The sequence below is a fragment of the Mesorhizobium sp. M0802 genome, assembly GCF_040320115.1.
Classification (GTDB): Bacteria; Pseudomonadota; Alphaproteobacteria; order Rhizobiales; family Rhizobiaceae; genus Mesorhizobium.
Map to the genome: position 1 here is coordinate 406,600 of NZ_JAMYOY010000001.1, position 23,068 is coordinate 429,667.

Consider the following 23,068-nt stretch of genomic DNA (forward strand, 5'->3'; position numbering starts at 1 on the left):
TGCCCGAACCGCACTTCACTCGTTTGGAGACGTTTGATGCTTGACCGACCCATTCTTACGAATACGGACGCTCTCTATCCAGACGACCTGAAAACGCTTCGGTCGGTTTTCGACGCGCTGTGTGAGGAATTTGAGATTTCGTCGGACACTACCGCGGCAGAATCCATCGCGAGAGAGTTGGTCAGACTTTTCCAGACCGGGATGACGGAAGCGGCCATGCTGATGATTGCCGTGCGCGCACGTTGGCAGGGTGATTGGAAACTGGGAGGCAGCAGCGCTGCCCAGGCTTAACGGTCCCAACTCCATGGAGAAGGCCTACTTTAGCCGCTTGAGCCGGTTGTACAGCGTTGTCTTGTCTGGCGGAACAAGCTTTCGCCCCGAGAGTTGGGGTCGGCAGATAGTTTCCAACAGGCACGGGCATGGCGTTCGACAGAGATGGACCGAAACTCGCGACCGGGTTGCTCGCGGCCTCGTTGGCGGCGCTGGCGGCATACAACGCCATCCGCGCCAAACGTGCGATTGCCGGCCGGGCGTGCGGACGTGTGATGGAGATCGATGGTCTGCGCCTGCATTTTATCGAAGCCGGAACCGGCATGCCGCTGCTTCTCCTGCATGGCAATGGATCCATGGCGGAGGATTTCAAGTCGAGCGGCATCTTCGATGAGGCGGCAAAGACCTACCGGGTGATTGCATTTGATCGTCCCGGTTTTGGGCGAAGCTCACGGCCGCGCGGCCGGCGTTGGTCCGCTCGCGACCAAGCCGACCTTATACATGCCGCCGCCTGCGGGCTGGGTATAGAGAAATACCTCGTGCTTGGACATTCCTGGGGAGCTTGGATCGCCCTCGAGTTGGCGCGAAGGCATTCTCCATCGGTCGCCGGCATCGTGCTGGTCTCGGGTTACTACTATCCGTCACCGCGGCTGGATCTTGCACTGGCCGCACTCCCTGCATTGCCTGTGATCGGCACCGCGTTTCGTCACACCTTGCTGCCCCCGCTTGTAAGGCTTGCCTGGCATTGGGCAATGGAGAAGATCTTTAAACCCGCCGTCGTCGCCAGCGACTTCGCCGCACTGGCCAAAGATGTCGCCAGCCGCCCTTCCCAACTGCGGGCGGTTTCTCTGGAGACAGCATCGATGCTGGCCGCGTCCCTCTTGGGAAAAGCCAACTATAGGGACATTGCCGTGCCCACCGGCATCATGGCGGGATCCGGGGACCGGTTGTTCGACGCGCAACGCGATGCACGACGCTTGCACGCGGAAGTCGGTAGGTCTCTCCTTGAGGTGGTTCCGGGCGCCGGCCATATGGTTCATCAGAGCGCCCCGCGAGCCGTGGTTGGCATGGTGCACACCATTGCAGGGCGGCACGCCTTGTTCCAAGCGGGCCGTCGGCAGCGACCCAAGTCGCGTGCCGACGAGTTCAAGGCAGATCCGGCCTCGCGGGAGCCACCGGCGATAAGCGACGCCGCTTGCACGGAATGATCTCCAAACGGGGCTTTCAAATGAGCGACCAACGTCCAGCCGACATGCAGTCGGTGCTCCACCAGAACATACAGGCCCTGGTCGAGCACAGGCGACAGCAAGAGGAGCACCAAGGTGTTCAAGCGTGGGTCGCCGGCGTTGTTTCGCGCTTCGCGGGAAGCATGACTTTCGTCTATTTGCACCTTGCAATTCTTGTCGTCTGGGTCCTCGCGAACCTTGGCGCGATACCAGCCGTCCCAGCCTGGGACCCGACTTTCGTGATCCTGGCCATGGTCGCCTCGGTTGAGGCAATCTTCCTGTCTACTTTCGTGCTGATCAATCAGAACAGAATGGCCGCACACAGCGAGCGCCGAGCCGAACTGGATTTGCAGATCAGCCTTCTAAACGAACATGAAACCACGCGGCTGATCGAGATGGTGGCTGCCTTGACGGCGCGTCTGAATATCTCGACCCCGGCCGACAAAGAGCTGCCGGAACTCGCCGAGAATGTCGATCCCCAAAAGGTGATGACGCAAATCCAGCAAGCTTCTGAAGATCAGGAGAACGCTTGATCAAAGCGACCTCGTCGGCGACGGTTCAGCGTCGGCTACAACCTGTAATTCAGCCTCATTGCCAAGGCTGTCGAAGCAGCTAAGCCGGTGTCGGCCTTTTCCAGGGTGGCTTCCCGACGTCACAAGTCCGCCGCGCAATCGAGGCAGCGTAGAGCTTCGATAGCCAAAAGGCTGCTGCGGGTCAGATGGAACCAAGTTGACGCCGAAATCGTATTAGCGGTGGCGGCTTGGGGAGATTCCGGATGAGCGAAGGTGCTGTTCTGATCGTCGAAGATGAGACAATGATCCTGCTCGACCTCGAGTCAGCTTTGGAGGAGGCCGGCTTCCAGGTGGTCGGCACTCGGAGTGCCGCCGAGGCGCTGGCGGCTTTCGACCCCAATCCGACCAAGTTCAAGGCCGTACTCACGGACATCCGTTTGGGACCAGGACAGTCGGGGTGGGAGGTCGCTCGGCACTTGCGAAGGTCCAACTCGACCATCCCGGTTGTCTATATCAGTGGCGACAGCGCGGTACACTGGGGAGCGGAAGGTGTGCCCAACAGCATAATGATCACCAAGCCCTTTTTTCTGCCGCAGATCATAACTGCCGTTTCTCAACTTTTAAACGCGCAGCAAGGTGCAGAAACTCACCTCTAGGAATCGGACCGCGGCTCCACGAAAACCACGGAACATTCAATCGGCGCCGTCCGGCGTAAAGCGTTCGCGTCTGCTTGGGCCGGCGGCCTCAACCAGATGTCGACCTCAGCTCCTTCCCCTCGCCACCGGCTCGCATCCACTCGGGAGCCCTCCCGAAAGCAGGGGCGCTCATTGGTTGAGCTTTCGGTCGAGTTCGTCAAGCAATGACCGATGCTCGCTGGGCATGTCCGTATCTGTCGGCAGATCCAGCAACTGGCGAAGCTGGCGACGATTGGCGTCCGATGAAATCCACTGCCGTATGAGGCGGGCTATGACCTTTTGTTGTGCCTTGCCGATTTCTTCCATGTTAGAACCCGAGCTTGTCCGTTGGACGAACTCGGCGGCTCTTTGATGGTTCCCCGTCCTGTACACAAATCGAGGCGAATCGAGGCACAATCTATGGGTTAATGTATGTCGCTCAAAAGTGGCCCTGGTTTTGAGACAACGACATGCCAGTGGATGTTTGCAGTCTCAATCCGCGCGCCTAACGCTGAGCGCAGAGTGCAAATTTAAGCGATCGATTTTACCCGAAGCGAGAGGCTCAGCCGCAAAATCTTGGCGCCGTTTTCATCACGCACTTCGATAAACAATTGCTGCCCGTCGACGCTCTTCAGTGACTCTCTCGTGAGGTCGACAAGGCCCTCGAATCCCGCGCGGCGGACCTCTTCGAGGCCAGCGCATTCGACACCTATTTCGTCCTCGAAGATGAGATCGCCATCGCCGCTGTCGAAGAAAAATCGTGCCATCGGAGAGCTTCCGTCACTGCTAATCTGCGGGGTTCCTTTGGTGCAGGTAGGTCGTGTCGAAATCTCCTGCGTGAGTGAGGCCGGCCCAGTCCAGTGCGTGAACTTTTGATCCCGAGGTGGCAATGAGGCCTCTGCGTCGTAGTTCCTGGAGCATCCGGTTGACGTGGACCGTGGACAAACCCAGTGCATCGCCAAGGGCCGCCTGGGTAATGGGAATATCCGCCACGTGATCCTCAATGCGCCCCATGGAGCGCAAGCGAAAAATCAGTTCGCAAAGGATGTGAGCCATGCGGGTGTATGCCTCGCGTCTTCCCACATTGATGACCCACTCCCTATAAATCGCGGCATCTATCAACGTCGACCGCCAAAAAGCGGTGGCGATGCGAGGGTGCTGGTCGCAAACGGCACGCAGAGTGTCATGCCGCATGAAACCTACTCGGGCCGGCGTAAGGGTCGAGAAGTTACAATCCATGACCGACAGATGCAGCCCATGCAGATCAGGAATGTCGCCAGCGACGAAGAATGATGTGATTTGTCGCTTTCCTTCGCCCGTATGTTTGGTGGAACCGACCAAGCCATCAAGAACGATAAACGAGTAAACAGGACGGTCGCCCTCACGCACCAGATCGTGGTTGGCCGAATATTCCTTCTCCTGGATCGGAATGCCTTTCAGAACGCCGATGTCGGCCTCTCGAAGATCCGAGATGGTCTGAAGCTTGCGAATGAGTACATCCGAGGATGAGGTGGGGAACAAATTGACTACCTGGCTGATGTTGGTGATCGAACTATTATCCGCGCCAAAAGTTCCGATTGGCATGGGGACATATGCGCGGCGGCAGAAGGCGCCGCCGTGCGGCATGGTCCCGTGCCTGGGGCGTTTTGCCAGCGTCGAGGGTGGTTGAAGATCCCGGAATGATCCAAGCACCAGTTTTTTAGGACAGCCATAGGTGAGCCAGGCAGCAATGCATTAACCTATGACATAGGCTCGGTTAGAAATTGTCCCGCTGGGCAGCCAGCCCCAGGAGTTCGCCGATCACGGCGCAGCTTTGACCCAGTCGCTCCCCCCAATTTCAAGGGCTGCACCCGCAGCCAGTCCTGGAACTCTTTGATGCGCCACCAGGAACGGGGTGGCTCCGCTGACGTTGTCTCAGTGGCAAGGTGAGATTTCAGTGAACAGGCATATTTCGCGGACGGATGTCGAACAAATCGATCACACGGATGACAGCGGGTTTGCGATAGAGCACGGCGGACCGCCATCCTCAGCAATCGCGGTAGCGCTGGCCCGTGGGCTGGAGACCAGTCGGGATAAGCACATCGTCCATATAGCTCCCTCGGAACGCAGTGCCGAGGAGATCGCCAGCGCCTTGCGTCAGTTCCTGCCTGACGCGGATATCATCTTGCTGCCGTCCTGGGATTGCCTGCCCTACGACAGGGTGTGGCCCACACGTGCCAATATGGGGCGAAGGCTTCGTGCGTTGCGTGAGATCGCAACGAAGCCGGATCGCCCGCGCATCGCTGTAATGTCGCTCGAAGCCATTCTGCAGCGGGTGCCGCCTGCTCCCGTCATCGCTGGCGGTTTCACAATTCTGGAGGTAGGCCAAAAGCTCGACCGTGACGATTTCAGAACCAGGTCCGAAGCCATTGGCTATGTCGTCGACGAGAGGGTCGACGAACCGGGTGAGATAGCCTTTCGGGGCGATCTCATCGATATTTTCCCTGCTGGCGCGGATGGCCCCGTTCGCATCATCGTTGGTCCCGATGCCTGCATCGGCCAGCTCAAGACCTACGACCCGCTCAGTCAGCTCAGCGATCAGGTTCGAGACTCGGTTACGGTCGGACCGGCATCCGAGCTGATCTTTAAAGCTGGTGAGCATCCTGAGCTGACAGCGATGCGCGCGACGTCGATGGAAGAGCGCCTGGTCGCATCGTATGGCGCTATGCCATCCGTCTTCGATGCGGCTTCCAGCGCCTCGATCTCCTTCCTTGAAGGGACCGACGGGCAGCCGCTCGGCAGAATTCTGGATCTGGTCGAGGATGCACGTCGTGCCAGGCAGGAGGCAGCCGGAACGAAAAAACCTTTGCCGGGACGATTTTACCTATCCCGTGAAGAGTGGGACGCTGCTCTGCTTAACCGCTGCTGCGTGAGACTTGCCGTTTCTGCCGTGGGAGTTCCCAAATTCTTCCGCCAGGCCCGACCCGGGCATGATTTCGCGGAATTCGTCACAAGGCAGACGAGCGCCGGAGTCAGAGTAGTGTTCACCGGCGATGCCTCTGAATTGCAGCGAGCAGATCGCCTGCTCGATAGGAGACTAGGCCGGCGGGCAGAGGAAGCGGCCGACTTGCCGCAAATACTTTCGGCCGCAAGGGGCTCTCTTATCAAGGCTGAATTCGTCCTCGACGAAGGGTTTGTCGACGCGCAATCCAATATCGCCTTGGTCGCCGCATCCGACCTGTTTGGTCCCGCGTTGAAGGCGAACGGGAGCGCGACCACGGGCATACTCGAACCCGAGTTGCGCATTGGCGATGTCGTTGTCCATGAAGACCATGGCCTGGGCGTGCTCGCCGCGGTCGAACAGGTCGAGTTGGCTGGCCAGCAACAGGATGTCGTCAGGCTCGAATATCATGGCGGGGCTTCCTTGCTGGTTCCGGTCGACGACTTTGGACGAATATGGCGCTACGGCTCGGAACCGGAGGCAGTGTCCCTTGATCGCCTCAACGGCGAGGGCTGGCCGAAGCGACGCGAAGCTGCGTTGCGCGAGATCGACAGGCTGGCCAAGCGCCTCTTGGGTCTTGCCAAAATCAGGTCCAGCCAGCCTGCCGAGATCATGAAGCCCTCCCGCACGGACTTGGCTCGTTTTGCGGCGAAATTTCCCTATACGGAGACGCCCGACCAAGCGGCCGCCATCCTCGCTGTGCTCGATGACCTTTCCTCCGGAAGGACAATGAACCGGCTCGTCTGCGGCGATGTCGGCTTCGGCAAGACAGAGGTCGCCCTGCGTGCTTGCGCCGCCGCCGCTCTCTGCGGGAAACAGGTTGCTATCATAGCTCCGACAACGGTGTTGGCACGGCAGCACTATGAGACGTTCAGCCGCCGCTTCGCAGGAACCGGCCTGCAGGTCGCCCACCTTTCAAGAATGGTCGGGGCAGCGGACGCGAGAGCGGCAAAAGAGGGTCTGCGGAGCGGCCAGGTTGCGGTCGTTGTGGGTACCCAGGCCTTGGCGTCCAGGAGCGTCACCTTCGCCAATCTTGGACTGCTGGTGATCGACGAGGAGCACCGGTTCGGGGTCAAGTTGAAGCGGGCCCTGCGGACCATGGCGCCTCGCCTCCATACGCTGAGCATGAGCGCCACACCGATACCCCGGACGCTGCAATCGGCGTTGTCGGGTATCCAGGACGTCAGCGTTCTAAACTCTCCGCCCGCCAAAAGACGTCCCGTTCGCACGATCTTGGCAGCGTTCGATCCAGCATCGGTGCGCGCGGCCCTTCTGCGTGAATTTCACCGGGGTGGACAGAGCTTTTTCGTGATCCCGCGGATCGAGGATATTGCCCCGGCCTGTGACCAGCTGAACAGACTGGTGCCGGAACTCGAGGTCAAGACGGCGCATGGTGAAATGAAGGGGAGACAGCTGGACGAAGTCATGGTCGGATTCGCCGACGGTGATGGCGACATTTTGTTGAGCACCGACATCATCGAGAGCGGCCTCGATGTGCCGCGGGCCAACACCATCATCGTTTGGCGCCCCGACCGGTTCGGTCTGGCGCAGTTGCACCAGCTGCGGGGCCGGGTCGGAAGGGGGGCGGTGCAGGCTGTTGCGTTTCTTCTGACCCAGCCTGGCGTTGAACTGGCCGACAGCACCAGGGCCCGGCTTTCGACGATGCTTGCGCTCGATCGGCTCGGCTCCGGCCTGGCAATCAGTCAAAGGGACCTCGACCTGCGTGGCGCCGGAGATCTTTTCGGAGAAGACCAGGCCGGGCATATGAAGCTGATCGGAGTGGGCTTGTACGAGCACTTGCTGGAGCGGGCGATCTCGGCGGCTGGCGGAGGGGCCGACTTCGACAAGCAACTTGCCGAGATCAACGGTTCGGGAAAGGGCGCTTTTCCCAAGAGCTATGTCGAAGAGCCTACGGTGCGTGTTGGCCTCTATGCGCGGCTCTCCCGCATCCGTTCGGAGCCGGACCTCGATACATTCAGCGAAGAGCTCGAGGACCGCTTTGGAGACATGCCTGGCGAAGTAGCCCTTTTGCTGGAATTTACCAGGTTGCGAATAGCAGCGTCGGAACTGGGCATCGGCAAAGTCGATTTGGGTCCCGAGGCCATCGCGATCACCCTTCGGAACAAGCCGTCGGCGTCCCAATGGCGGAACAGCAAGGCGTTGGGCCTGGAGTACCGGAACGGCCGCCTGATTTTCAGGCCGATCCCGCCCGGCGTCTCTGGCGTCGACGCCGTTCGCTTAGCGCTTGATGCCATACGTGCAGCTCAGCCAAAGCACGAGATCTGACTAGCCTTTTCTCTCCATCCGGCGGCGGCACGACAATGGGAGTGCCGCAGCCACGAGTCTTCACCTCGGAATTGCAGTGCCAGTGGTGTTCAGCCACCAGTACCGCAAGTCCGGATGTTCCGCAGGGGTCGTTAGTTGCGGCCGTTCTCGTCCATGGTGAGGGAACTCGAGAGCTCGCGATAGGCACCGATCTGCTGCTGCAGAATGGCAATCTTCTGCTCTGCCGTCGCAATGGCGTCAGTACCGGCAAGGAAACGCTGGGGGAGCACGTCCCCAGACGTGAGCGTGATCAGGGCGCGCGCGAGCTTGGCCGGATCACCCCCCTGCTTGCCGTTCTGAGAACGCCAGAAGGCGATCTGCGCCGTCCGCCGCTCATGGTAGTCCTCGACGGAGGGGGCGGCATAGTTGGTCGACTCTTCCGTGAGAAGCTCGGTGCGGAAGAAGCCCGGGTTCACGATCATCGTCTCGATGCCGAACGGCACGACTTCGGTCTGCAGCGCCTCCATCCAGCCGTCGAGGCCGAACTTCGAGGCTGAATAGGCCGTGCAGAACTCGAAACCCATTAGCCCGGCCGTCGAGGAGATCGAAATGACCCTGCCGGACCGCTGCTTGCGCATCGCTGGCAGAAAGGCCCGCGTCACATTCATGGGTCCGACGAGGCTGGTGCTGAGCTGCAGTTGCATCTGTTCGGCGGTCAACTCTTCGAAGTACCCGGCAAAGAAACTCGCCGCATTGTTGACCAGCACGTCGATGCGGCCAAACCGGTCAAACGTGGCCTGGGCAGCGGCTTCGGCGTCGGCCGCGCTCGTCACGTCCAGCTTGACGATAAGGAGGTTCTCGGCGTTTCCCACGGCCCTTGCGACTTTTTCCGTGTTGCGGCCGGTTGCCACCACCTTGTGGCCCGCCGCCAATGCGGCCTTGGCGATATCCAGACCGAGGCCCCGGCCTGCGCCGGTGATGAACCAAACACTCATATTGGGCTCCTGTTCTCTAGGCCGCAGCTCGGCCCCGGATTTGGACGCGATGGCCAGCAGGGACTGATCCCCATGTTGATCCATCCGCCGGCGGACTGCGTCACTGCGGAAGGCCGGCGCCTTCGGTGATGATGCGAAATCCTTCGGTCGACCTGGTAAAAAACTGCCGGGCCGCTGTGTATTCCGGCGAGTTGTAGTAGCGCTTGGCGTCAGCAAGGCTCGGGAACTCGGCGATGGCGATCACCGATCTCGAGCTTCCTTCGATGGCAGTGACATTGGGATTGTAGACGATCACGCGGCCGCCATACTTGGTGACGAGCGGCGACGCCGCTTCGATGTACTGCTGAAACACCGCCTGATCCTTGATGTCATAGCTGCCGATCATGTAGGCGCGGGGAGCGACGCCCGTCGCTTGCTGAGCAAAGGCGGCCGGGCTCACGATCATGGTGAGGGCGGCGAGCGCGCCCACGATTACCTTCTTCATATTGTTCTCCTTCAGTGGGCCAGTGGGACGGTAGGCATTGCGCGGAGAGTTGCTCCGGTTGACCGTCTGGCCTTGAGTCAGGAAGTTAGCTCCTTTAGCGACATGCAATTAGGTGGTATAATCTGCATGGGCTTAGAAGTAGGATTGATGAATGCGTCGCGATAGTCTGGATGACTTCCTGACCTTCATCGCCGTCGCCCGCGAGCGCAGTTTCACCAAGGCGGCCGCCATGCTCGGCGTGTCGCAGTCTGCCCTGAGCTATTCGATCCGGACGATGGAAGAGCGCCTCGGCGTTCGGCTGCTGACCCGCACGACCCGCAGCGTCTCGCTAACCGAAGCGGGGGATCGCCTGTTTCGAAGCATCGCTCCCAAGTTAGATGAGATCGCAAGCGAGATTGCCGCCCTCAGCGCCCTGCGCGACAAGCCGGCCGGTACAGTCCGGATCACCACCGTGGAGCATGCCGGCGAGACCATCATCTGGCCCGCCATGGTCGGGCTCATGCGCGACTATCCCGACATCAGGGTCGAGATTATCCACGACTACGGCTTGGCTGACATTGCGGCCGATCGCTTCGATGCGGGTGTACGGCTCGGCGAACAGGTGGATAAGGACATGATCTCGGCGCGCATTGGGCCAGACTTCCGCATGGCGGTTGTGGTAGCGCCTTCATACTTTGTAAGCCGCTCCCGTCCGGTCACGCCTGAAGATCTTGCCGATCATGCATGCATACCCCTGCGACTGCCCACAGGCGGCTTTGCACCGTGGGAGTTTCGCAAGGAGGGGCGGGAATTGAAGGTGCGCGTTCACGGACACGCCGCCTTCAACACCCTCGCGATGATCTGCCAGGCCAGCCTTGAAGGGTTCGGGCTCGCCTATCTGCCCGAGGATCTAGTGACCTACCTACTCGAACAGGGTCGCCTAGTGCGCGTTCTTGAGGACTGGTGCCCCCTTCGGCCGGGATATCACCTGTATTATCCAAGCCGGCGCCAACACTCGCCGGCTTTCGCACTCGCGCTGGAAAGGCTGCGCTACCGCGACTGAGTGCGATTGAAATAAGGATCGCCAGACCTCGACGACCATGGCGCCTATCAAAGCCGCCCAGTACAGGAAGTCCGGAGCGCCCGTTTCCCACCGATCCCAGTCTCCCCAATTTATGAGTTCACTGCCTAGTATCATCTCAGCGTTGCCGCCGCAGCTTGGCTCGGGCCATCGGTGCGAATGGTGCACTGTGGGCGGCCGTGCGTTCGCAGGGCAGCGTTCAAGGCATCGTTCCGGCTTGATGGGGTGTCATGGCAGCCATGTTTTGATTCAGATGGGCCATGATCCAGATAGAGCCCAGAACCACCAGCGCGACGATCAGCACGCCGAAGGCCAGGGCCAGGATGTTGTTGGTGTTGTCCGGCCCGGTGGTCAGGTGCAGAAAGAAGACAAGATGCACGCCCATCTGCGCAACAGCGAGCACCACCAGGGCCGAGATGACCGCGGGCTGGTAAATCAGATCGGTTCGCGCCGCCAGGAATGATGCGATCGTGAGCAGGATGGCCAGCCCGAAGCCGAGCACATAGCCCGAGAGGCCCCCAGCCGTTTCGTGCTCGCTTATGTGTTCCTCGCCCGGCGCTGAATCGCGGCGGTCCTGCAACTCGCCGGTCTTGCTCTCGAACTCGGTCATGACGATGCTCCCAGAAGATAGACCAGGGTGAAGATGGCAACCCAGATGATGTCGAGGGCGTGCCAGAAGAGCCCGAAGCAGTGGAGCCGCCGCAAGATGTCGGGCCGAAAGCCCTTGACCCACAGCTGCGCCATCATCGTTCCCAGCCAGAGCAGGCCGAGACCGACGTGGGCGCCGTGGCAGCCAACGAGCGCAAAGAAGGCAGAAAGAAATGCGCTGCGCGAGGGGCCTGCCTGCTCGCCGATCATTGCCGCGAACTCCTGTAGTTCCAGGAACAGGAACGCTGCCCCGAGCAACCCCGTGACGAGAAGCCAGAACTGCGTGGCAGCCATTGATCTGCGACGGGTGGCGAGTGTTGCCACGCCGCCGGTGAAGCTCGAAGTGAGCAGAAGGCCCGTCTGGACCGCAACCCGTGTCGGTTCGAACAGATCCTTGCCTGTCGGTCCGCCGGCGGTTGCCTTGGCGAGCACGGCGTAGGCGGCGAAAAATGCCGAGAACATGATGATGTCGGACAGGAGAAAGATCCAGAAGCCGTAGGTCACCGTGACGAACTTTGAGGCCGGGCCGCCTTCTCCGTGGCCCGTCGCAGAGCGCACCGCATGCCGACCGGTGTGATTAAGCCGATACGGGTCCCGTGCCTGGGTGCCGGCGCTGATGTCGCCGGAGAATGCGTGATCGCTCATGCCGGGCGCTCCCACCCGCGCAGCCAGGCAAACTGGGCTGCCTTGTGGTCATGGTCGATGCGGGCGACCTCGTCGACAGGGATCTCGTAGTCTCCATGATCGCGCCAGGCGAATACGACGAAGGTTGCGTAGGCGCCGATGAAGCCGACGATCGCCAGCCACAATATATGCCAGATCAGCGCGAAGCCGATCAGTGTGCTGAAGAAGGCGGTGACGAAGCCAGTCGGGCTGTTGCGAGGCATCTCGATCGGCTCATATGCCTTTTCCTCGTCCGCGCTCTGTTCGATCCCTCGTTGCTTGATGCTCCAGTAGGGCTCTTCGTCTTCCACGTGAGGCAGCCGTGCATAATTGAAGACAGGAGGAGGGGAAGATGTCGACCACTCCAGCGAACGCCCGTCCCACGGGTCGCCGGTTTCGTCGCGAAACTTGTCGCGATGCCGGATCGAAACGAAAAGCTGTGTGATCTGCAGCGCCGCGCCGGCGATCATCACCACCACGCCGAAAGCGGCCACCACCAGCCACGGTGCCCAAAGGTCCATATCGATATGTTGCAGGCGCCGCGTCATGCCGAGCAGACCGACGATATAGAGCGGTACGAAGACCAGCATGTAGCCGGCCAAGGTGACCCAAAATGCCGCTTTTCCCCAGCCTTCGTGCAAACGGAAACCGAACGCCTTGGGGAACCAGTAGGCGAAGCCGGCGAATGCTCCAAACAACACGCCCGAGATGATGACGTTATGGAAATGCGCGACGAGGAAAAGGGAATTGTGTAGCACGAAGTCGGCCGGCGGGACGGCAAGCAGGACGCCAGTCATGCCGCCGACGGTGAAGGTGGTCACGAAAGCCAGTGCCCAAAGCATCGGCGTGTCGAAACGAACGCGCCCGCCATACATGGTGAAGAGCCAGTTGTAGATTTTCACACCGGTTCCCACGGCAATGACCGACGTGGCGATGCCGAAGACGGCATTAACGTCTGCTCCGGCACCCATGGTGAAGAAGTGATGTAGCCAGACCATGAACGAGACGATGCAGATGAACATCGTGGCCGCGACCATCGAACGGTATCCGAACAGCGGCTTCGATGAAAAAGTCGAGAAAATCTCGGAAAAGATTCCGAAGGCGGGAAGCACCAGGATGTATACTTCGGGATGGCCCCACGCCCAGATCAGGTTGACGAACATCATCTGATTTCCACCGGCTTCGTTGGTGAAGAAGTGGAAGCCGAGATACCGGTCCAGCGTCAGCATTGCGAGCGTGGCGGTAAGGATCGGGAAGGCTGCGACAATGAGCAGGTTGGACGCGAGCGAGGTCCAGCAGAACATCGGCATTCGCAGATAGCCCATTCCCGGCGCCCGCATCTTGAGGATGGTCGTCACCAGGTTGACACCGGTGAGCAGCGTGCCGACGCCGGAGATCTGGATCGCCCACAGATAATAATCGACACCGACGCCCGGCGAGTAGGTGGTTTCCGACAAAGGGGCATAGGGCAGCCAGCCGGTGCGCGCGAACTCGCCGACCACAAGCGAGATGTTGACCAGCAGGGCTCCGGAAGCCGTCAGCCAGAAGCTGACGGAATTGAGCGTCGGAAAAGCGACATCGCGTACGCCAAGCTGCAGCGGCACGACGAAATTCATCAGGCCGATCATGAACGGCATCGCGGCGAAGAAGATCATGATCGTGCCGTGCGCGGAAAAGATCTGGTCGTAATGCTCCGGCGGGAGGTAGCCCGGCCCGTGAATCGCCAGCACCTGTTGTGTGCGCATCATGATAGCATCGATAAAACCACGAAGAAGCATGAGCATCGCCAGCACAATGTACATCACGCCGATGCGCTTGTGGTCGACCGAGCTTATCCACTCGCTCCACAGATATGGCCAGTAGCCCTTCACCGTTATCCAGCCAAGCACGGCGGCTGCTGCCAGAAAGACGCCAAGGGCTGCGCCGAGGGGGATGGGTTGATCGAAAGGAACGGCCGACCAGTCGAGCTTGCCCAGCATCGTCATTCTGCGCCTTGTGGATGATGGGTCATCGTTGCCGCCGCCGCGGGTAATGCCCTTGGGCTCACCTGTGGCTCGCCGCTGGCTGCGCTCTCAGCAGGCCCCGGACCCGGTGGGAGCGTCTGCTGAACGACCGCTTCGAACAGCCCAGGCTGGACATGACCGAAGGAAGCCGGCGCCACATTTGTGCTTTGCCGGGCGAGTTCGCGATAGGCGTTGGCGTTGAGCACGCCGCCCCCGCCACGCAGCGATGACGCCCAGCGGGTGAAGGCATCGGCTGAAACCGCGCTCACACTGAAATTCATATCCGAGAAGCCGTCGCCGCTGAAGTGCGCCGACTGGCCGAAAAAGCTGCCCTCGCGGTCGGCCTGCAGATGCAATTCGGTCTGCATGCCGTTCATGACGTAGACCATGCTGCCAAGCTGGGGCACGAAGAACGTGTTCATCACGCTGGCCGAGGTCAACTTGAAACGCACTGGAACACCGGCGGGAATAACCAGTTGATTGACAGCGCCCACGCCCTGCTCGGGATAGAGGAACAGCCATTTCCAGTCGAGCGCCACCACCTGAATGTCGAGCGGCGGCTGGCTAGAAGGGATCGGTTTGCGCGGATCGAGCTGATACGATCCGTAGTAGATCAGACCGCCAATGAACAGGATGGTGAGCGTCGGGATCGACCAGACGATCAACTCCACGCGTCCCGAATAGGTGAACTCCGGGTTATAGCGGGCGTTGCTGTTCGAGGCGCGGAACTTCCAGGCGAATGCCAGAAGTGCAACAAGCGTGGGAACAACGATCACCAGCATCACCGCCAGCGAGTTCAAAAGGATCGTGCAATTACCGACACCAATTGGTCCTTGGGGATCGAGCACTCCCCCCGCGCAACCGGGCAAGAATGCGCCTCCGACGATCCAGAGCAGTTGGCGTGTCAACTTAGGGCTGGATGGCAAGAACACCGGCTCTGCAATCTCTCTTTGCGGGAACGCGGGCTAGAGGCATGCGTTCGTCGGGTTTCCATCTGAGCCTCCCCATGGCGCGGAACCTCGCGGCACTTCGCAGGGTGTCGCCACCTGAGCGAGTGCCCCAACTGTCGCCGGCTGGGTTTGTTCCGCTGGACGAGTTACTCTGTCCGATGTCCCGCGTTGGCCCAATCTGACCATAATTCAGAACGATGGCGGCTCGATTGGCCTAGCTATCGGCGACGCTGGCTCGCGCACGAATTTCAATTTCGGCGGGACGGCAAATACCCTGAACCGCTCAGCCAGGTTATCGAGAGCCTGACGCATGCCCACTCCCGCAGCAGCCGCGCCGTGCCCACTGATGACCATATGGGGGCTCAAGGCAGCCAGATGCTTCACGGACCTTTCCGCGGCATCCCAGTCTGGCGTGAAATAGCGCGGCGGACCGTGCATCTCGAGATCCTGAATGGCGACTTCATAGACCGACTCCTGGCCGGTGGTGATGAAAGCGTCTCCTACGATGAGCGAGCGGTCTTGCTCGCGCCAGAGCGAGATATGCCCAGGGGCATGTCCGGGTGTGTGCAGCCATTGCCATCCGGGCATTCCGGGGATCGATCCGTCGGCGGGCAAGGGTTCCAAACGGGTGCCAAGATCGATTGGCCCGCGTGGGAAGAGCGGTGACAGCAGCGCCATCAGTCCACCCCCAACCCAGGGATCCGGTGGCGGATAGGATGCGGTTCCGTCCAAATAGGGGTGCTCGAGTGGATGGGCGAAGACAGGCACGTCCCAGCCATTTGCGAGTTCTAGAACCGTTCCCACATGGTCGAAATGGCCATGGGTCAGGATGATTGCAGCCGGCCGTGCGTTAACGCCGAACCGCTTTTCCGCGACCGCTAGAATGCTGCTGCGAGACGTCGGCAACCCGGTATCGATCAGCACCCAGTTCCGATCTCCGCTGCCCGGTGCGCCGAAGAACACGACATTGACGATTGCTAGCCGCAAGTAACCCAGGTCCGGTGCGATGCTCCAAGCGCCGTCGCCACGATCCTCGCGCCTGGCGTGGTCGATCTCGGAAAGTCGAATCTGAACGGTCATGTGATCCCATGCCTCTGTTGTTGCCGAGCAGCCGCTCGAGTGGATGACGGCGGCTGTACATCGCCCCGAACTTGGGACGGGCCTCCTTGTTCCTCATTTGCACGCGGCTCCCGGACAGTTCACCACCGGAACAAAGGCTCTACCAATGGGTTCGGCACTACCCGGCCACGCAAGGACGAGCTGGACTGAGCAACGAACATGGGGCGCGCCCGACTGAATTCGGTATTTCGCCAACGCGGTTCCCGGTCCGGACAAGGCCGCCGAGTTCGAAGCCGATTGCCCAAAGGAGACTTCGACAAATGAGCGAAGTGGGACCCCAGACGGAGGCCTCGGTTCCGGAAGCTTCGCGCTTCGCCAGTTTTTTCATGGCAGGCTTTGAATGCTCCTCGCACCGACGGAAGGACGGCGTTCGCCTCGATCTTATTCGTGCGACCTCGCATAATTTGCATGCCCTGGGCGACTACCGCGGCTGCGCCGAACTCGGCCTTCGCACCATCCGCGACGGCCTGCGTTGGCATTTGATCGAAACCGCTCCCGGAACCTATGACTGGTCAAGTTGGGAGCCAATGGTCGAGGCAGCCCGATCGGCAGGTGTTCAGGTAATCTGGGACATCTTTCACTACGGATCTCCGGACCATGTCGATCAGGGCTCGCTGCATTTCATCGACGCCTATGCCTCGTTCGCGGCAGAAGCCGTCAAGGTACACCGTTCGATCACCGGAACATCGCCTCTGTTGTGCCCCATCAACGAAATCTCGTTTTTCGCATGGGCTGTTGAGGTCGGCTATTTCCCGCGTGTGGGGCCGAACAAACGTGGATGGTTCAAGCGGCACCTCGTCAAGGCCGCCATCGCGGGTGTTCGTGCAATGCGGGAGATCGATCCCGCCTGCAGATTTGTCTGGGCCGAGCCGCTTATCCATATCGCCCCTCGTGACCGGACCCGCAGCGAACGGCGCCGGGCCGAAAACGCCCGACAGGGACAGTTCGAAGCTTACGACATGTTGCTGGGCCGCGTCGAACCTGAGTTGGGCGGGAGCGAAGATGTTGTCGATGTCGTGGGCTTGAATTTTTACCCGCACAATCAATGGTACGTAAACGGGCCGACGATTCCGATGGGACACCACGAGTACCGCGCCCTGTCGGAAATGTTGCTAGAAGTTGCTCATCGCTACGGTAAGCCGATGTTCATTGCGGAGACCGGTTCCGAGGGATCCGGCGGGCCGGCTTGGCTCCACTATGTCTGCGACGAGGTGCGTTCCGCAATCAGTCTCGGAGCGCCGGTCGAGGGTATTTGCCTGTACCCGATAACGGCCTACCCGGGCTGGGACAATTCGCGACATGCCGAGGTTGGTTTGTTTTCCGTCATCCAGGCTGATGGCAGGCGACACCTGCGCAAACCCACAGCAGATGAACTGGCCCGTCAGCAAGCTCTTCTCGTGGCGGACACGACGCCTTGAAGAGGCCTCAAACGAGGGAGGGGCGGGCGAGCGTCTGTTTCGAAACGCCGCCCGCGCCGGTGCGGTGCATCAGCTTTTTGCAGTCGCCCCGGCCTCGCGCAACCTGGCATACCGCATGGTAACGTCGCTCAGATTTTCCTTGAGCCAGTTGGCCATGGCTTCCTCTTCGTTCAGGTTCTGCTTGAGGGCCCTTTCAGCATCCTGGAAGCCCCCGGCGTCGGCCAGTACCAGCAGCGAATTGTAGGCAGCAATCTCGTAGTTCTCGAATGCGAAATTCGCCAGGCTGTTCTTGATGATCTCGTCGCCGGCCATCGAATGTCCAATGGCGGCCACGCTGCCAACCATCGACAAGGCAGTGTCCTTGAGGGTGGAGTGCTCCTCACCAAGGCCCTCCAGGACGGACTCGAGTCTCGTGATCTGGCCTTCGGTTTCCTGAATGTGCCGGCGCAAGCGATCGGCCACCTCCGGATAGTTCTCTATACGCTCGACCTGAGGCTTCATGATCGACAGCGCTTGATTTTCCATGGCGTGCGCGTTGCGCAAGCCGACGATAAATATCTCACGGCTTTCCGAGTTGAAGTTTGTATCCATCGAGTTTCTCCTTCTGATACCCGCCCGATCTTCCGTCTTGGAAGAAACTATCTTCTCGGCTCGGCCAACAACGGCTCCTCCGTGCGCGCCCAGGCCGGGAGGCTTTTTTGGATGCGCGCGAAAGTGGCCAGAGCCTGTCCGACTACCTGGTCCATGTTGTAATAGCGGTAAGTTGCAAGCCGACCGACAAACCACACGTCTGGGCAGCTTGCCGCGAGCGCTTCATAGCGCTTGTAGAGCACTTCGTTTTCGGGCCGGGGCACGGGATAGTACGGGTCCCCGATGTCCGTGGGATATTCGTAGGTCAGGCTGGTCCGCGAACTCTGCTGGCCGGTCAGATGTTTGTACTCGGTAATGCGCGTGTAATCTTCCGTCTGGGGATAATTGACCACGGCAACCGGCTGAAATTGCTCGCAATCCAGTGTAACGTGCTCGAAACGAAGCGAACGGTACGGAAGGTGCCCGAGCTGCCAGCCGAAATATTCATCGATCGGGCCGGTATAAACCATGCGCCTGAACGGTATCTTCTCACGAATTTCACGGAAATCGGTCTGCAGCATGATCTTGATATTCGGATGGTCGAGCATGCGCTCGAACATCCGCGTGTACCCGCCGGCCGGCATTTTCTGGAAGCTGTCGCTGAAATAGCGGTCGTCACGGTTGGTCCTGGTCGGCACTCGTGCCGTCACGGATTTGCTCAGCTGACTGGGATCGACGCCCCACTGCTTTCTTGTGTAGCCGCGGAAGAATTTTTCATAGAGCTCGCGCCCCACGGTGCTGACGACGACGTCCTCAGCCGTTCGGACATCCTCCACCGTTTCGCGTCGCGACGCGAAGAAATCCTCCAGCTGTGCCGAGGTCAGGTCCAGCCCGTAAAGCCGGTTGATGGTGTCGAGATTGATCGGGATGGGAACCAGTTGCCCGTCCACGGCCGCCAACACCCTGTGCTCGTACGGCCGCCATTGCGTGAACTGCGAAAGGTGGTCCACGATCGTTTGGCTGTTGGTGTGGAAGATGTGCGGGCCGTAGCGATGGATGAGGATGCCGGCTTCATTGTAGCAGTCGTAGGCGTTGCCTCCGACATGGCTGCGGCGATCGATCAGCAAAACGCTTTCTTGACGCTGGGACGCTATCCGTTCGGCAAGCACACTGCCGGCGAAACCCGCGCCGACGATCAGCCAATCGAACATGGCTATGCACTCCTGCGAAGGGGCACGACCTTCTTGCGTTGGTAGGCGCGCTCAATGTGAGCTGCCATGGCATTCCATGTCCGTTCCCAGGACATGTCCGCAAGGTAGGCATCGACTTGCTGCAGGAGCATCTGACGCGGTCGCGAAAGAACGGAGCGCAGCTTGATTTCCAGATCGTCACAGTCGGCGATTTCCACCAGCCCGGCAGCACCGTAACTGCGCACCACGTCGACGATTGCCGTCGAGATCACCGGCAGACCTGCGGCGAGGAATTCCGGCGTCTTGGTCGGGCTGATGAAACGCGTGGCCTCGTTGAGGGCAAACGGCATCCATCCGGCGTCCCAATGGCGCAAATAGTCGGGCAGATCGCAGTAGGCTTTCGGGCCAAGCCAATGCAGGTTTTCGGCTTGCGGCAGGCTTGCAGGGTCGATCTTGACGACCGGACCGAGCATGACGAAATGCACGTCCGGCATTGTCTTTGCCGCTAGCGCCACGAGATCGACGTCCAGCCGCTCGTCGATGACGCCGAAATATCCAACCCTCGGGGAAGGAATGCCGGCCTGGTCGGCTGGGTCCCTTCCTGGCCGTCTTGCGGTGTGAAAGTGCCTCACATCGATGCTGCTCGGAAATGGAAAGATGGCAGGATGCAGGTGACGCTTGGTCTCGAACAAGCTTAGACCACCGGTGAAAACCAGATCCGCGCGGCGCAGAAGCGCCTTTTCCATCTGGCCCAGCTCGGGAGGCGCATTCTTGAACGCAGAGAGTTCGTCCATGCAGTCATAGACGCATATGTCTGGGTCGAGGAATTCCGTGAAGCGAAGAGCCATTGGGGTGTAGTACCAGGCGATCAGCCGGCTATGCGGCATAGAAGCGATGGTCTGCTGCACAAATCTCCGCTGGACGGCATCTGCTTTCGCGGCCGACGTGCCGAGCGGCAGCACTGGTGTGACAATTAGAATGTTTTCCGATGCCACGCTCGTCCGCATCAGCGGCTGCGGCAAATCTTGGAAAAGGGGTTCTTCAAAGTAGACCACTCGCTGCTGAGCGGATGCGAGAGTGAGGAGATGCTGCGGACGCTGGTGAACAAAATTCCATCGTAAGTGGGAGAAGCAGACCAGTATATTTTCGCGACGAACATATTGACTGCCGGTTACCCCGCCAAAGGCCGCATCCATTGACATACTCCCTCTGTGACACTATTTATGTTACGATTAACATTTGTTAATCGCGAATGGAGAGAACTACTTAGTTCCAGCTCCTAACTTTCGATCAGGTGAGTTGTTCCAACTGAAATGAAGAAGGCCCGGTCGCCCGCTTGTTCCACGCACGAAGCGGGATCTGGTTGCGGAGGCGAGGGCGGCTGTCGGAACCCGGCCGCCACTGAAAGCGTGGTTCAACGAGGAATGCTGGTGGACAGCGGCATTGCCGTATTTGCGTTGAACTCGTTGGCTATAGAATGTGCCTAACATCAATGATTCGCCTGTATCTCTGCGCGTCTCCGACTGCCGAGGCGAATTCCGGGGCTGACATGAACATCAACTTTGAAACCAACGTTTTTCCACTGTTTCATCCGCAAAGCGTGGATGATCTCAAGGACCCGTGTCCTGTCTTCGATGGCCGTGTCTGGCACGTCTTCGGGTCAAGCGGCACGGTCACCACCGAGACGTGGAGAATCTTGCATGCCACGGCGCCCGATCTGTATGGGCCGTGGGCCGAGCATGAGCCGATCGAACTTCCAATCAACGGCACTGGTGTTGCGGCTCCCGGTGTGACCCACGAGTGCGGCGTCTTCCACATGTTCATCCAGACGGAATTCATGAAGTCGGGTGGCCGTTGCGAGCATGCGGTTTCCAACGACGGGTTCCATTGGGTAGTCCTCAGTCCGGCCATTCTGGCCATCCCGGACACGGAAGAGGACGGCATTTACGATCCGCATCCGGCAGTCATTGGCGGTGGGCGCTACCTGGTTTATTCGGCTATGCCAAAATTCACCAGGGTGCCTCAGCCCGACATCTATCTGGCACGTAGCCAGTCCGACTCGTGGTTCGGTCCGTGGAAGCGGATCGGCAAAATCCTCGACCACAACGATGTTCCCCACCATAACACCAGAGATGATCCCGACTACGAATGGGGCATTGAGGGCGCGCAACTGATCGAATTGCCGGACGGCCGGGTGCTTCTCAATGCCACGTGCTTTCTTCCGGACGGCCTTCGGGGAAACCGGCAACGGGTGTTTTTTGCCATAGCCGACGAGGTCAGCGGACCTTACGTTTCGATCGGCCCGGTGCTGGAGCCAGGTCAACCGGGCGAGAACGGCCACTCGACAGTCATGATCGAAGGAAGTCAGCTTTCGCTGTTCTACCAGAGCCGGGTTGCCACAACCGATCACCGATGGCGCTACGGTTTGGCCAGATGCGACGTCGCTCTCTTTTCAAAGGTCGCGTGATTCCAGGCTGCCATTAGCGCCTTGAGGCTGCCATTAGCGCCTTGAGGCCGATGCGCGTCATGAAACTCCGGAGGGTTGAGGTGATCCGCGTCGGTGACGTTAGCAAAGTGTCATCGCGACACAGACGGATCGACGGATTGCCGCGATTGCACTTGGGGGCGGCAAGTCGGGAAGGCTGGCCTTGACTCTGTGGCTTTAGCGAAATGATTTCAGCCCGTTCGTCAATTTTCTCCGTAGCATTGATGACACCGCCAGATGCCCGACTAATGGGCTCATAGCTATTTCTTCGGTCCCTTGACAGGGAATGTCGCGTCGCCGTCTTTTTTGCCGGAGATCACCCGCGGATCGGCGCTGGCGACGCCATCGTTTCCGCCGCCCTTGTGGTCCTTTTCCGACTGACCCTTTGCGTCTTGCTCGGGTGTACGTTTTGATGTTCGAAGCGTCTTGTCCGCCATCATGGCCTCGCGGTCTGCCATCCGAACTCCCGGCAATTTCGAAAGTTCCACCGCTTTAGCAAGGCCGAAGGACCCAGTGAGTTGGAACGTCGTGGCGGGACGTGAGTTGTAAGCGAGGATATTCACCCGCAGGAGGACGCTTATGGCTAACCGCCGAGAGCAGCAGACGGACCTCACGCCCGCCGAGGCGACAGACCGCATCTGGGAACTCGCCGAGGACATCGACGTCTGCATGTTTGTGACCTGGGACGGCGAGTACAATCGAGCCCGTCCGCTGTCTGCGCGTGTGGTCCGTGAGGAAAACGCCATATACTTCCTCGTCAATGACGACAGCGCCAAGAGCAAGCAACTGTCGACCTATCCAAAGGTCACTTTGGCCTGGAGTGACAACAGCCACTACAAATACGTCACGATGTCAGGCCCGGCCACAGTGACAAATGATAGGGAAAAGATCACCGAACTCTGGGAGAAAACTGACGCAGCCTGGTGGGATAATGCCGATGATCCCGAGATTCGTCTGATAACGGTCAAACCCGACGAAGGCGAATTGTGGGACAGCCGGGGGCTAATGATGGCTACCGCAACGATGGTGTTTGCGGCCGTTACCGGCGCCAAGCCGAATGTGGGCGACAACGCAAAGGTCGAGCTCTGAGCGAGCGGCTAAACTAACCTCTGCTTTAGAGGCAGCGTCGATGAGCATTTTGGAAACCAGCAAGAAAGTGATCGAGAACGTCACCGGTTTCGCAAGACCGCGCAAGCAAGCTGTCGCCGGATTTGTGAGGCAGCGAAAGTCGAATGAGTTCTGGTTCAAGGATGATGGACTTGTACCCAATCATCCAGCATGGCCGCTCGTCGTTTATCGAGGCGCCGTCGAATTGCCCGAAGGACTTGATCCAGCAGCCGTCATGGAGGTGCTTTTCGATGCAAACGGATGGGGCGATAGCTGGCGAAACGGCATCTATGATTACGTTCACTATCATTCGCAAATACACGAGGTTCTGGGCATTGCCCGCGGAAATGCTGAAGCCCGGTTTGGGGCAAGAAAGGACGAACGCTGTCGCTGAAGGCTGGCGACGTCGCGGTCCTCCCGGCAGGCACCGGGCACCAATGTCTCTCGGC

24 protein-coding genes are annotated in these 23,068 nt (G+C 59.8%); 10 read left to right on the plus strand and 14 right to left on the minus strand.

Translation table 11 applies throughout. From position 1 onward, the window contains the following. The first annotated feature begins 36 nt into the window (after positions 1-36). The 4 genes from NKI10_RS01970 to NKI10_RS01985 all read left to right on the plus strand — a co-directional run bounded on the left by NKI10_RS01970 (position 37) and on the right by NKI10_RS01985 (position 2,664). Complete coding sequence (locus NKI10_RS01970; protein WP_023696347.1) at positions 37-291, plus strand: hypothetical protein; 255 nt, start codon at positions 37-39, stop codon at positions 289-291. A gap of 128 nt (positions 292-419) precedes the next feature. Beyond that, a complete protein-coding gene (locus NKI10_RS01975; protein WP_352858261.1) occupies positions 420-1,478 on the plus strand; it encodes an alpha/beta fold hydrolase in 1,059 nt (352 codons plus the stop codon). 20 nt (positions 1,479-1,498) lie between these two features. Beyond that, complete coding sequence (locus NKI10_RS01980; protein WP_023739561.1) at positions 1,499-2,029, plus strand: DUF1003 domain-containing protein; 531 nt, start codon at positions 1,499-1,501, stop codon at positions 2,027-2,029. A gap of 242 nt (positions 2,030-2,271) precedes the next feature. Further along, positions 2,272-2,664, plus strand: coding sequence for a response regulator (locus NKI10_RS01985; protein ID WP_352858264.1), 393 nt, complete (start codon positions 2,272-2,274; stop codon positions 2,662-2,664). Between the two features lie 168 nt (positions 2,665-2,832). On the opposite strand, the gene NKI10_RS01990 is transcribed toward NKI10_RS01985, so the two are convergent. The 3 genes from NKI10_RS01990 to NKI10_RS02000 all read right to left on the minus strand — a co-directional run bounded on the left by NKI10_RS01990 (position 2,833) and on the right by NKI10_RS02000 (position 4,308). Beyond that, complete coding sequence (locus tag NKI10_RS01990) at positions 2,833-3,009, minus strand: hypothetical protein (protein WP_023725512.1); 177 nt, start codon at positions 3,007-3,009, stop codon at positions 2,833-2,835. Between the two features lie 203 nt (positions 3,010-3,212). After that, on the minus strand, positions 3,213-3,449 hold the full coding sequence (locus NKI10_RS01995; RefSeq protein ID WP_023725511.1) for a DUF6894 family protein: 237 nt from the start codon (positions 3,447-3,449) through the stop codon (positions 3,213-3,215). Positions 3,450-3,468: 19 nt separating this feature from the next. Further along, complete coding sequence (locus tag NKI10_RS02000; RefSeq protein WP_245259912.1) at positions 3,469-4,308, minus strand: Crp/Fnr family transcriptional regulator; 840 nt, start codon at positions 4,306-4,308, stop codon at positions 3,469-3,471. A gap of 268 nt (positions 4,309-4,576) precedes the next feature. Between NKI10_RS02000 and NKI10_RS02005 the strand changes: the two genes are divergently transcribed. Then, complete coding sequence (locus tag NKI10_RS02005) at positions 4,577-7,948, plus strand: DEAD/DEAH box helicase (protein ID WP_352858269.1); 3,372 nt, start codon at positions 4,577-4,579, stop codon at positions 7,946-7,948. Between the two features lie 131 nt (positions 7,949-8,079). Here NKI10_RS02005 and NKI10_RS02010 read toward each other — a convergent pair whose 3' ends face one another. Further along, on the minus strand, positions 8,080-8,922 hold the full coding sequence (locus tag NKI10_RS02010; protein ID WP_352858271.1) for an SDR family oxidoreductase: 843 nt from the start codon (positions 8,920-8,922) through the stop codon (positions 8,080-8,082). Positions 8,923-9,022: 100 nt separating this feature from the next. Beyond that, positions 9,023-9,406 (minus strand): DUF1330 domain-containing protein, encoded by a 384-nt coding sequence (locus tag NKI10_RS02015; RefSeq protein ID WP_023748057.1) that lies wholly within the window; start codon positions 9,404-9,406, stop codon positions 9,023-9,025. A 151-nt stretch (positions 9,407-9,557) separates the two neighbouring features. On the opposite strand from NKI10_RS02015, the gene NKI10_RS02020 reads away from it, so the two are divergent. Beyond that, positions 9,558-10,448, plus strand: coding sequence for a LysR family transcriptional regulator (locus NKI10_RS02020; protein WP_023752165.1), 891 nt, complete (start codon positions 9,558-9,560; stop codon positions 10,446-10,448). Positions 10,449-10,665: 217 nt separating this feature from the next. On the opposite strand, the gene cyoD is transcribed toward NKI10_RS02020, so the two are convergent. The 5 genes from cyoD to NKI10_RS02045 form a co-directional block, all read right to left on the minus strand. After that, positions 10,666-11,076 (minus strand): cytochrome o ubiquinol oxidase subunit IV, encoded by a 411-nt coding sequence (cyoD, locus tag NKI10_RS02025; protein WP_352858275.1) that lies wholly within the window; start codon positions 11,074-11,076, stop codon positions 10,666-10,668. Further along, positions 11,073-11,759: a cytochrome (ubi)quinol oxidase subunit III gene (locus tag NKI10_RS02030; protein ID WP_023681134.1), complete on the minus strand. Its 687-nt coding sequence runs from the start codon at positions 11,757-11,759 to the stop codon at positions 11,073-11,075. The genes cyoD and NKI10_RS02030 overlap by 4 nt, the downstream gene beginning before the upstream one ends. Next, entirely contained in the window at positions 11,756-13,756 is a 2,001-nt protein-coding gene (cyoB, locus tag NKI10_RS02035; protein WP_352858640.1) for a cytochrome o ubiquinol oxidase subunit I, read from the minus strand. Before cyoB ends, NKI10_RS02030 begins: the two co-directional genes overlap by 4 nt. 2 nt (positions 13,757-13,758) lie before the next feature. Then, on the minus strand, positions 13,759-14,724 hold the full coding sequence (gene cyoA, locus NKI10_RS02040; RefSeq protein ID WP_352858642.1) for a ubiquinol oxidase subunit II: 966 nt from the start codon (positions 14,722-14,724) through the stop codon (positions 13,759-13,761). A 195-nt stretch (positions 14,725-14,919) separates the two neighbouring features. Next, positions 14,920-15,810 (minus strand): MBL fold metallo-hydrolase, encoded by an 891-nt coding sequence (locus NKI10_RS02045; RefSeq protein ID WP_352858278.1) that lies wholly within the window; start codon positions 15,808-15,810, stop codon positions 14,920-14,922. Positions 15,811-16,109: 299 nt separating this feature from the next. Here NKI10_RS02045 and NKI10_RS02050 point away from each other — a divergent pair, with 299 nt between their 5' ends. Then, positions 16,110-17,267, plus strand: coding sequence for a beta-glucosidase (locus NKI10_RS02050; RefSeq protein WP_352858279.1), 1,158 nt, complete (start codon positions 16,110-16,112; stop codon positions 17,265-17,267). A 69-nt stretch (positions 17,268-17,336) separates the two neighbouring features. Here the strand turns inward: NKI10_RS02050 and NKI10_RS02055 are convergent, their stop codons facing one another. Genes NKI10_RS02055 through NKI10_RS02065 form a run of 3 tightly spaced genes read right to left on the minus strand, consistent with a single transcriptional unit; the run spans position 17,337 to position 20,223 of the window. Beyond that, complete coding sequence (locus tag NKI10_RS02055; protein WP_023687824.1) at positions 17,337-17,858, minus strand: ferritin-like domain-containing protein; 522 nt, start codon at positions 17,856-17,858, stop codon at positions 17,337-17,339. A gap of 47 nt (positions 17,859-17,905) precedes the next feature. Continuing rightward, positions 17,906-19,048, minus strand: a complete 1,143-nt coding sequence (gene glf / locus NKI10_RS02060; RefSeq protein ID WP_023681140.1) for a UDP-galactopyranose mutase — start codon at positions 19,046-19,048, stop codon at positions 17,906-17,908. A 2-nt stretch (positions 19,049-19,050) separates the two neighbouring features. Next, the gene (locus NKI10_RS02065; RefSeq protein WP_352858282.1) at positions 19,051-20,223 is read right to left on the minus strand and encodes a glycosyltransferase family protein; all 1,173 of its coding nucleotides are present in this window, start codon (positions 20,221-20,223) and stop codon (positions 19,051-19,053) included. Between the two features lie 353 nt (positions 20,224-20,576). Between NKI10_RS02065 and NKI10_RS02070 the strand changes: the two genes are divergently transcribed. Then, complete coding sequence (locus tag NKI10_RS02070; RefSeq protein ID WP_023681142.1) at positions 20,577-21,494, plus strand: glycoside hydrolase family protein; 918 nt, start codon at positions 20,577-20,579, stop codon at positions 21,492-21,494. Positions 21,495-21,772: 278 nt separating this feature from the next. Here the strand turns inward: NKI10_RS02070 and NKI10_RS02075 are convergent, their stop codons facing one another. Further along, complete coding sequence (locus tag NKI10_RS02075) at positions 21,773-21,970, minus strand: hypothetical protein (RefSeq protein ID WP_023736062.1); 198 nt, start codon at positions 21,968-21,970, stop codon at positions 21,773-21,775. A 121-nt stretch (positions 21,971-22,091) separates the two neighbouring features. Between NKI10_RS02075 and NKI10_RS02080 the strand changes: the two genes are divergently transcribed. Further along, entirely contained in the window at positions 22,092-22,601 is a 510-nt protein-coding gene (locus tag NKI10_RS02080; protein ID WP_352858285.1) for a pyridoxamine 5'-phosphate oxidase family protein, read from the plus strand. Between the two features lie 40 nt (positions 22,602-22,641). Further along, positions 22,642-23,013, plus strand: a complete 372-nt coding sequence (locus NKI10_RS02085; protein WP_352858287.1) for a hypothetical protein — start codon at positions 22,642-22,644, stop codon at positions 23,011-23,013. Positions 23,014-23,068 lie beyond the last annotated feature (55 nt).

Coding starts and splice junctions, on each gene's coding strand:
- NKI10_RS01970 (WP_023696347.1), top strand. CDS start 37: ATGCTTGACCGACCCATTCTTACGAATACGGACGCTCTCTATCCAGAC.
- NKI10_RS01975 (WP_352858261.1), top strand. CDS start 420: ATGGCGTTCGACAGAGATGGACCGAAACTCGCGACCGGGTTGCTCGCG.
- NKI10_RS01980 (WP_023739561.1), top strand. CDS start 1,499: ATGAGCGACCAACGTCCAGCCGACATGCAGTCGGTGCTCCACCAGAAC.
- NKI10_RS01985 (WP_352858264.1), top strand. CDS start 2,272: ATGAGCGAAGGTGCTGTTCTGATCGTCGAAGATGAGACAATGATCCTG.
- NKI10_RS01990 (WP_023725512.1), bottom strand. CDS start 3,009: ATGGAAGAAATCGGCAAGGCACAACAAAAGGTCATAGCCCGCCTCATA.
- NKI10_RS01995 (WP_023725511.1), bottom strand. CDS start 3,449: ATGGCACGATTTTTCTTCGACAGCGGCGATGGCGATCTCATCTTCGAG.
- NKI10_RS02000 (WP_245259912.1), bottom strand. CDS start 4,308: ATGCCGCACGGCGGCGCCTTCTGCCGCCGCGCATATGTCCCCATGCCA.
- NKI10_RS02010 (WP_352858271.1), bottom strand. CDS start 8,922: ATGAGTGTTTGGTTCATCACCGGCGCAGGCCGGGGCCTCGGTCTGGAT.
- NKI10_RS02015 (WP_023748057.1), bottom strand. CDS start 9,406: ATGAAGAAGGTAATCGTGGGCGCGCTCGCCGCCCTCACCATGATCGTG.
- NKI10_RS02020 (WP_023752165.1), top strand. CDS start 9,558: ATGCGTCGCGATAGTCTGGATGACTTCCTGACCTTCATCGCCGTCGCC.
- cyoD (WP_352858275.1), bottom strand. CDS start 11,076: ATGACCGAGTTCGAGAGCAAGACCGGCGAGTTGCAGGACCGCCGCGAT.
- NKI10_RS02030 (WP_023681134.1), bottom strand. CDS start 11,759: ATGAGCGATCACGCATTCTCCGGCGACATCAGCGCCGGCACCCAGGCA.
- cyoB (WP_352858640.1), bottom strand. CDS start 13,756: ATGCTGGGCAAGCTCGACTGGTCGGCCGTTCCTTTCGATCAACCCATC.
- NKI10_RS02045 (WP_352858278.1), bottom strand. CDS start 15,810: ATGACCGTTCAGATTCGACTTTCCGAGATCGACCACGCCAGGCGCGAG.
- NKI10_RS02050 (WP_352858279.1), top strand. CDS start 16,110: ATGAGCGAAGTGGGACCCCAGACGGAGGCCTCGGTTCCGGAAGCTTCG.
- NKI10_RS02055 (WP_023687824.1), bottom strand. CDS start 17,858: ATGGATACAAACTTCAACTCGGAAAGCCGTGAGATATTTATCGTCGGC.
- glf (WP_023681140.1), bottom strand. CDS start 19,048: ATGTTCGATTGGCTGATCGTCGGCGCGGGTTTCGCCGGCAGTGTGCTT.
- NKI10_RS02065 (WP_352858282.1), bottom strand. CDS start 20,223: ATGGATGCGGCCTTTGGCGGGGTAACCGGCAGTCAATATGTTCGTCGC.
- NKI10_RS02070 (WP_023681142.1), top strand. CDS start 20,577: ATGAACATCAACTTTGAAACCAACGTTTTTCCACTGTTTCATCCGCAA.
- NKI10_RS02075 (WP_023736062.1), bottom strand. CDS start 21,970: ATGGCAGACCGCGAGGCCATGATGGCGGACAAGACGCTTCGAACATCA.
- NKI10_RS02080 (WP_352858285.1), top strand. CDS start 22,092: ATGGCTAACCGCCGAGAGCAGCAGACGGACCTCACGCCCGCCGAGGCG.
- NKI10_RS02085 (WP_352858287.1), top strand. CDS start 22,642: ATGAGCATTTTGGAAACCAGCAAGAAAGTGATCGAGAACGTCACCGGT.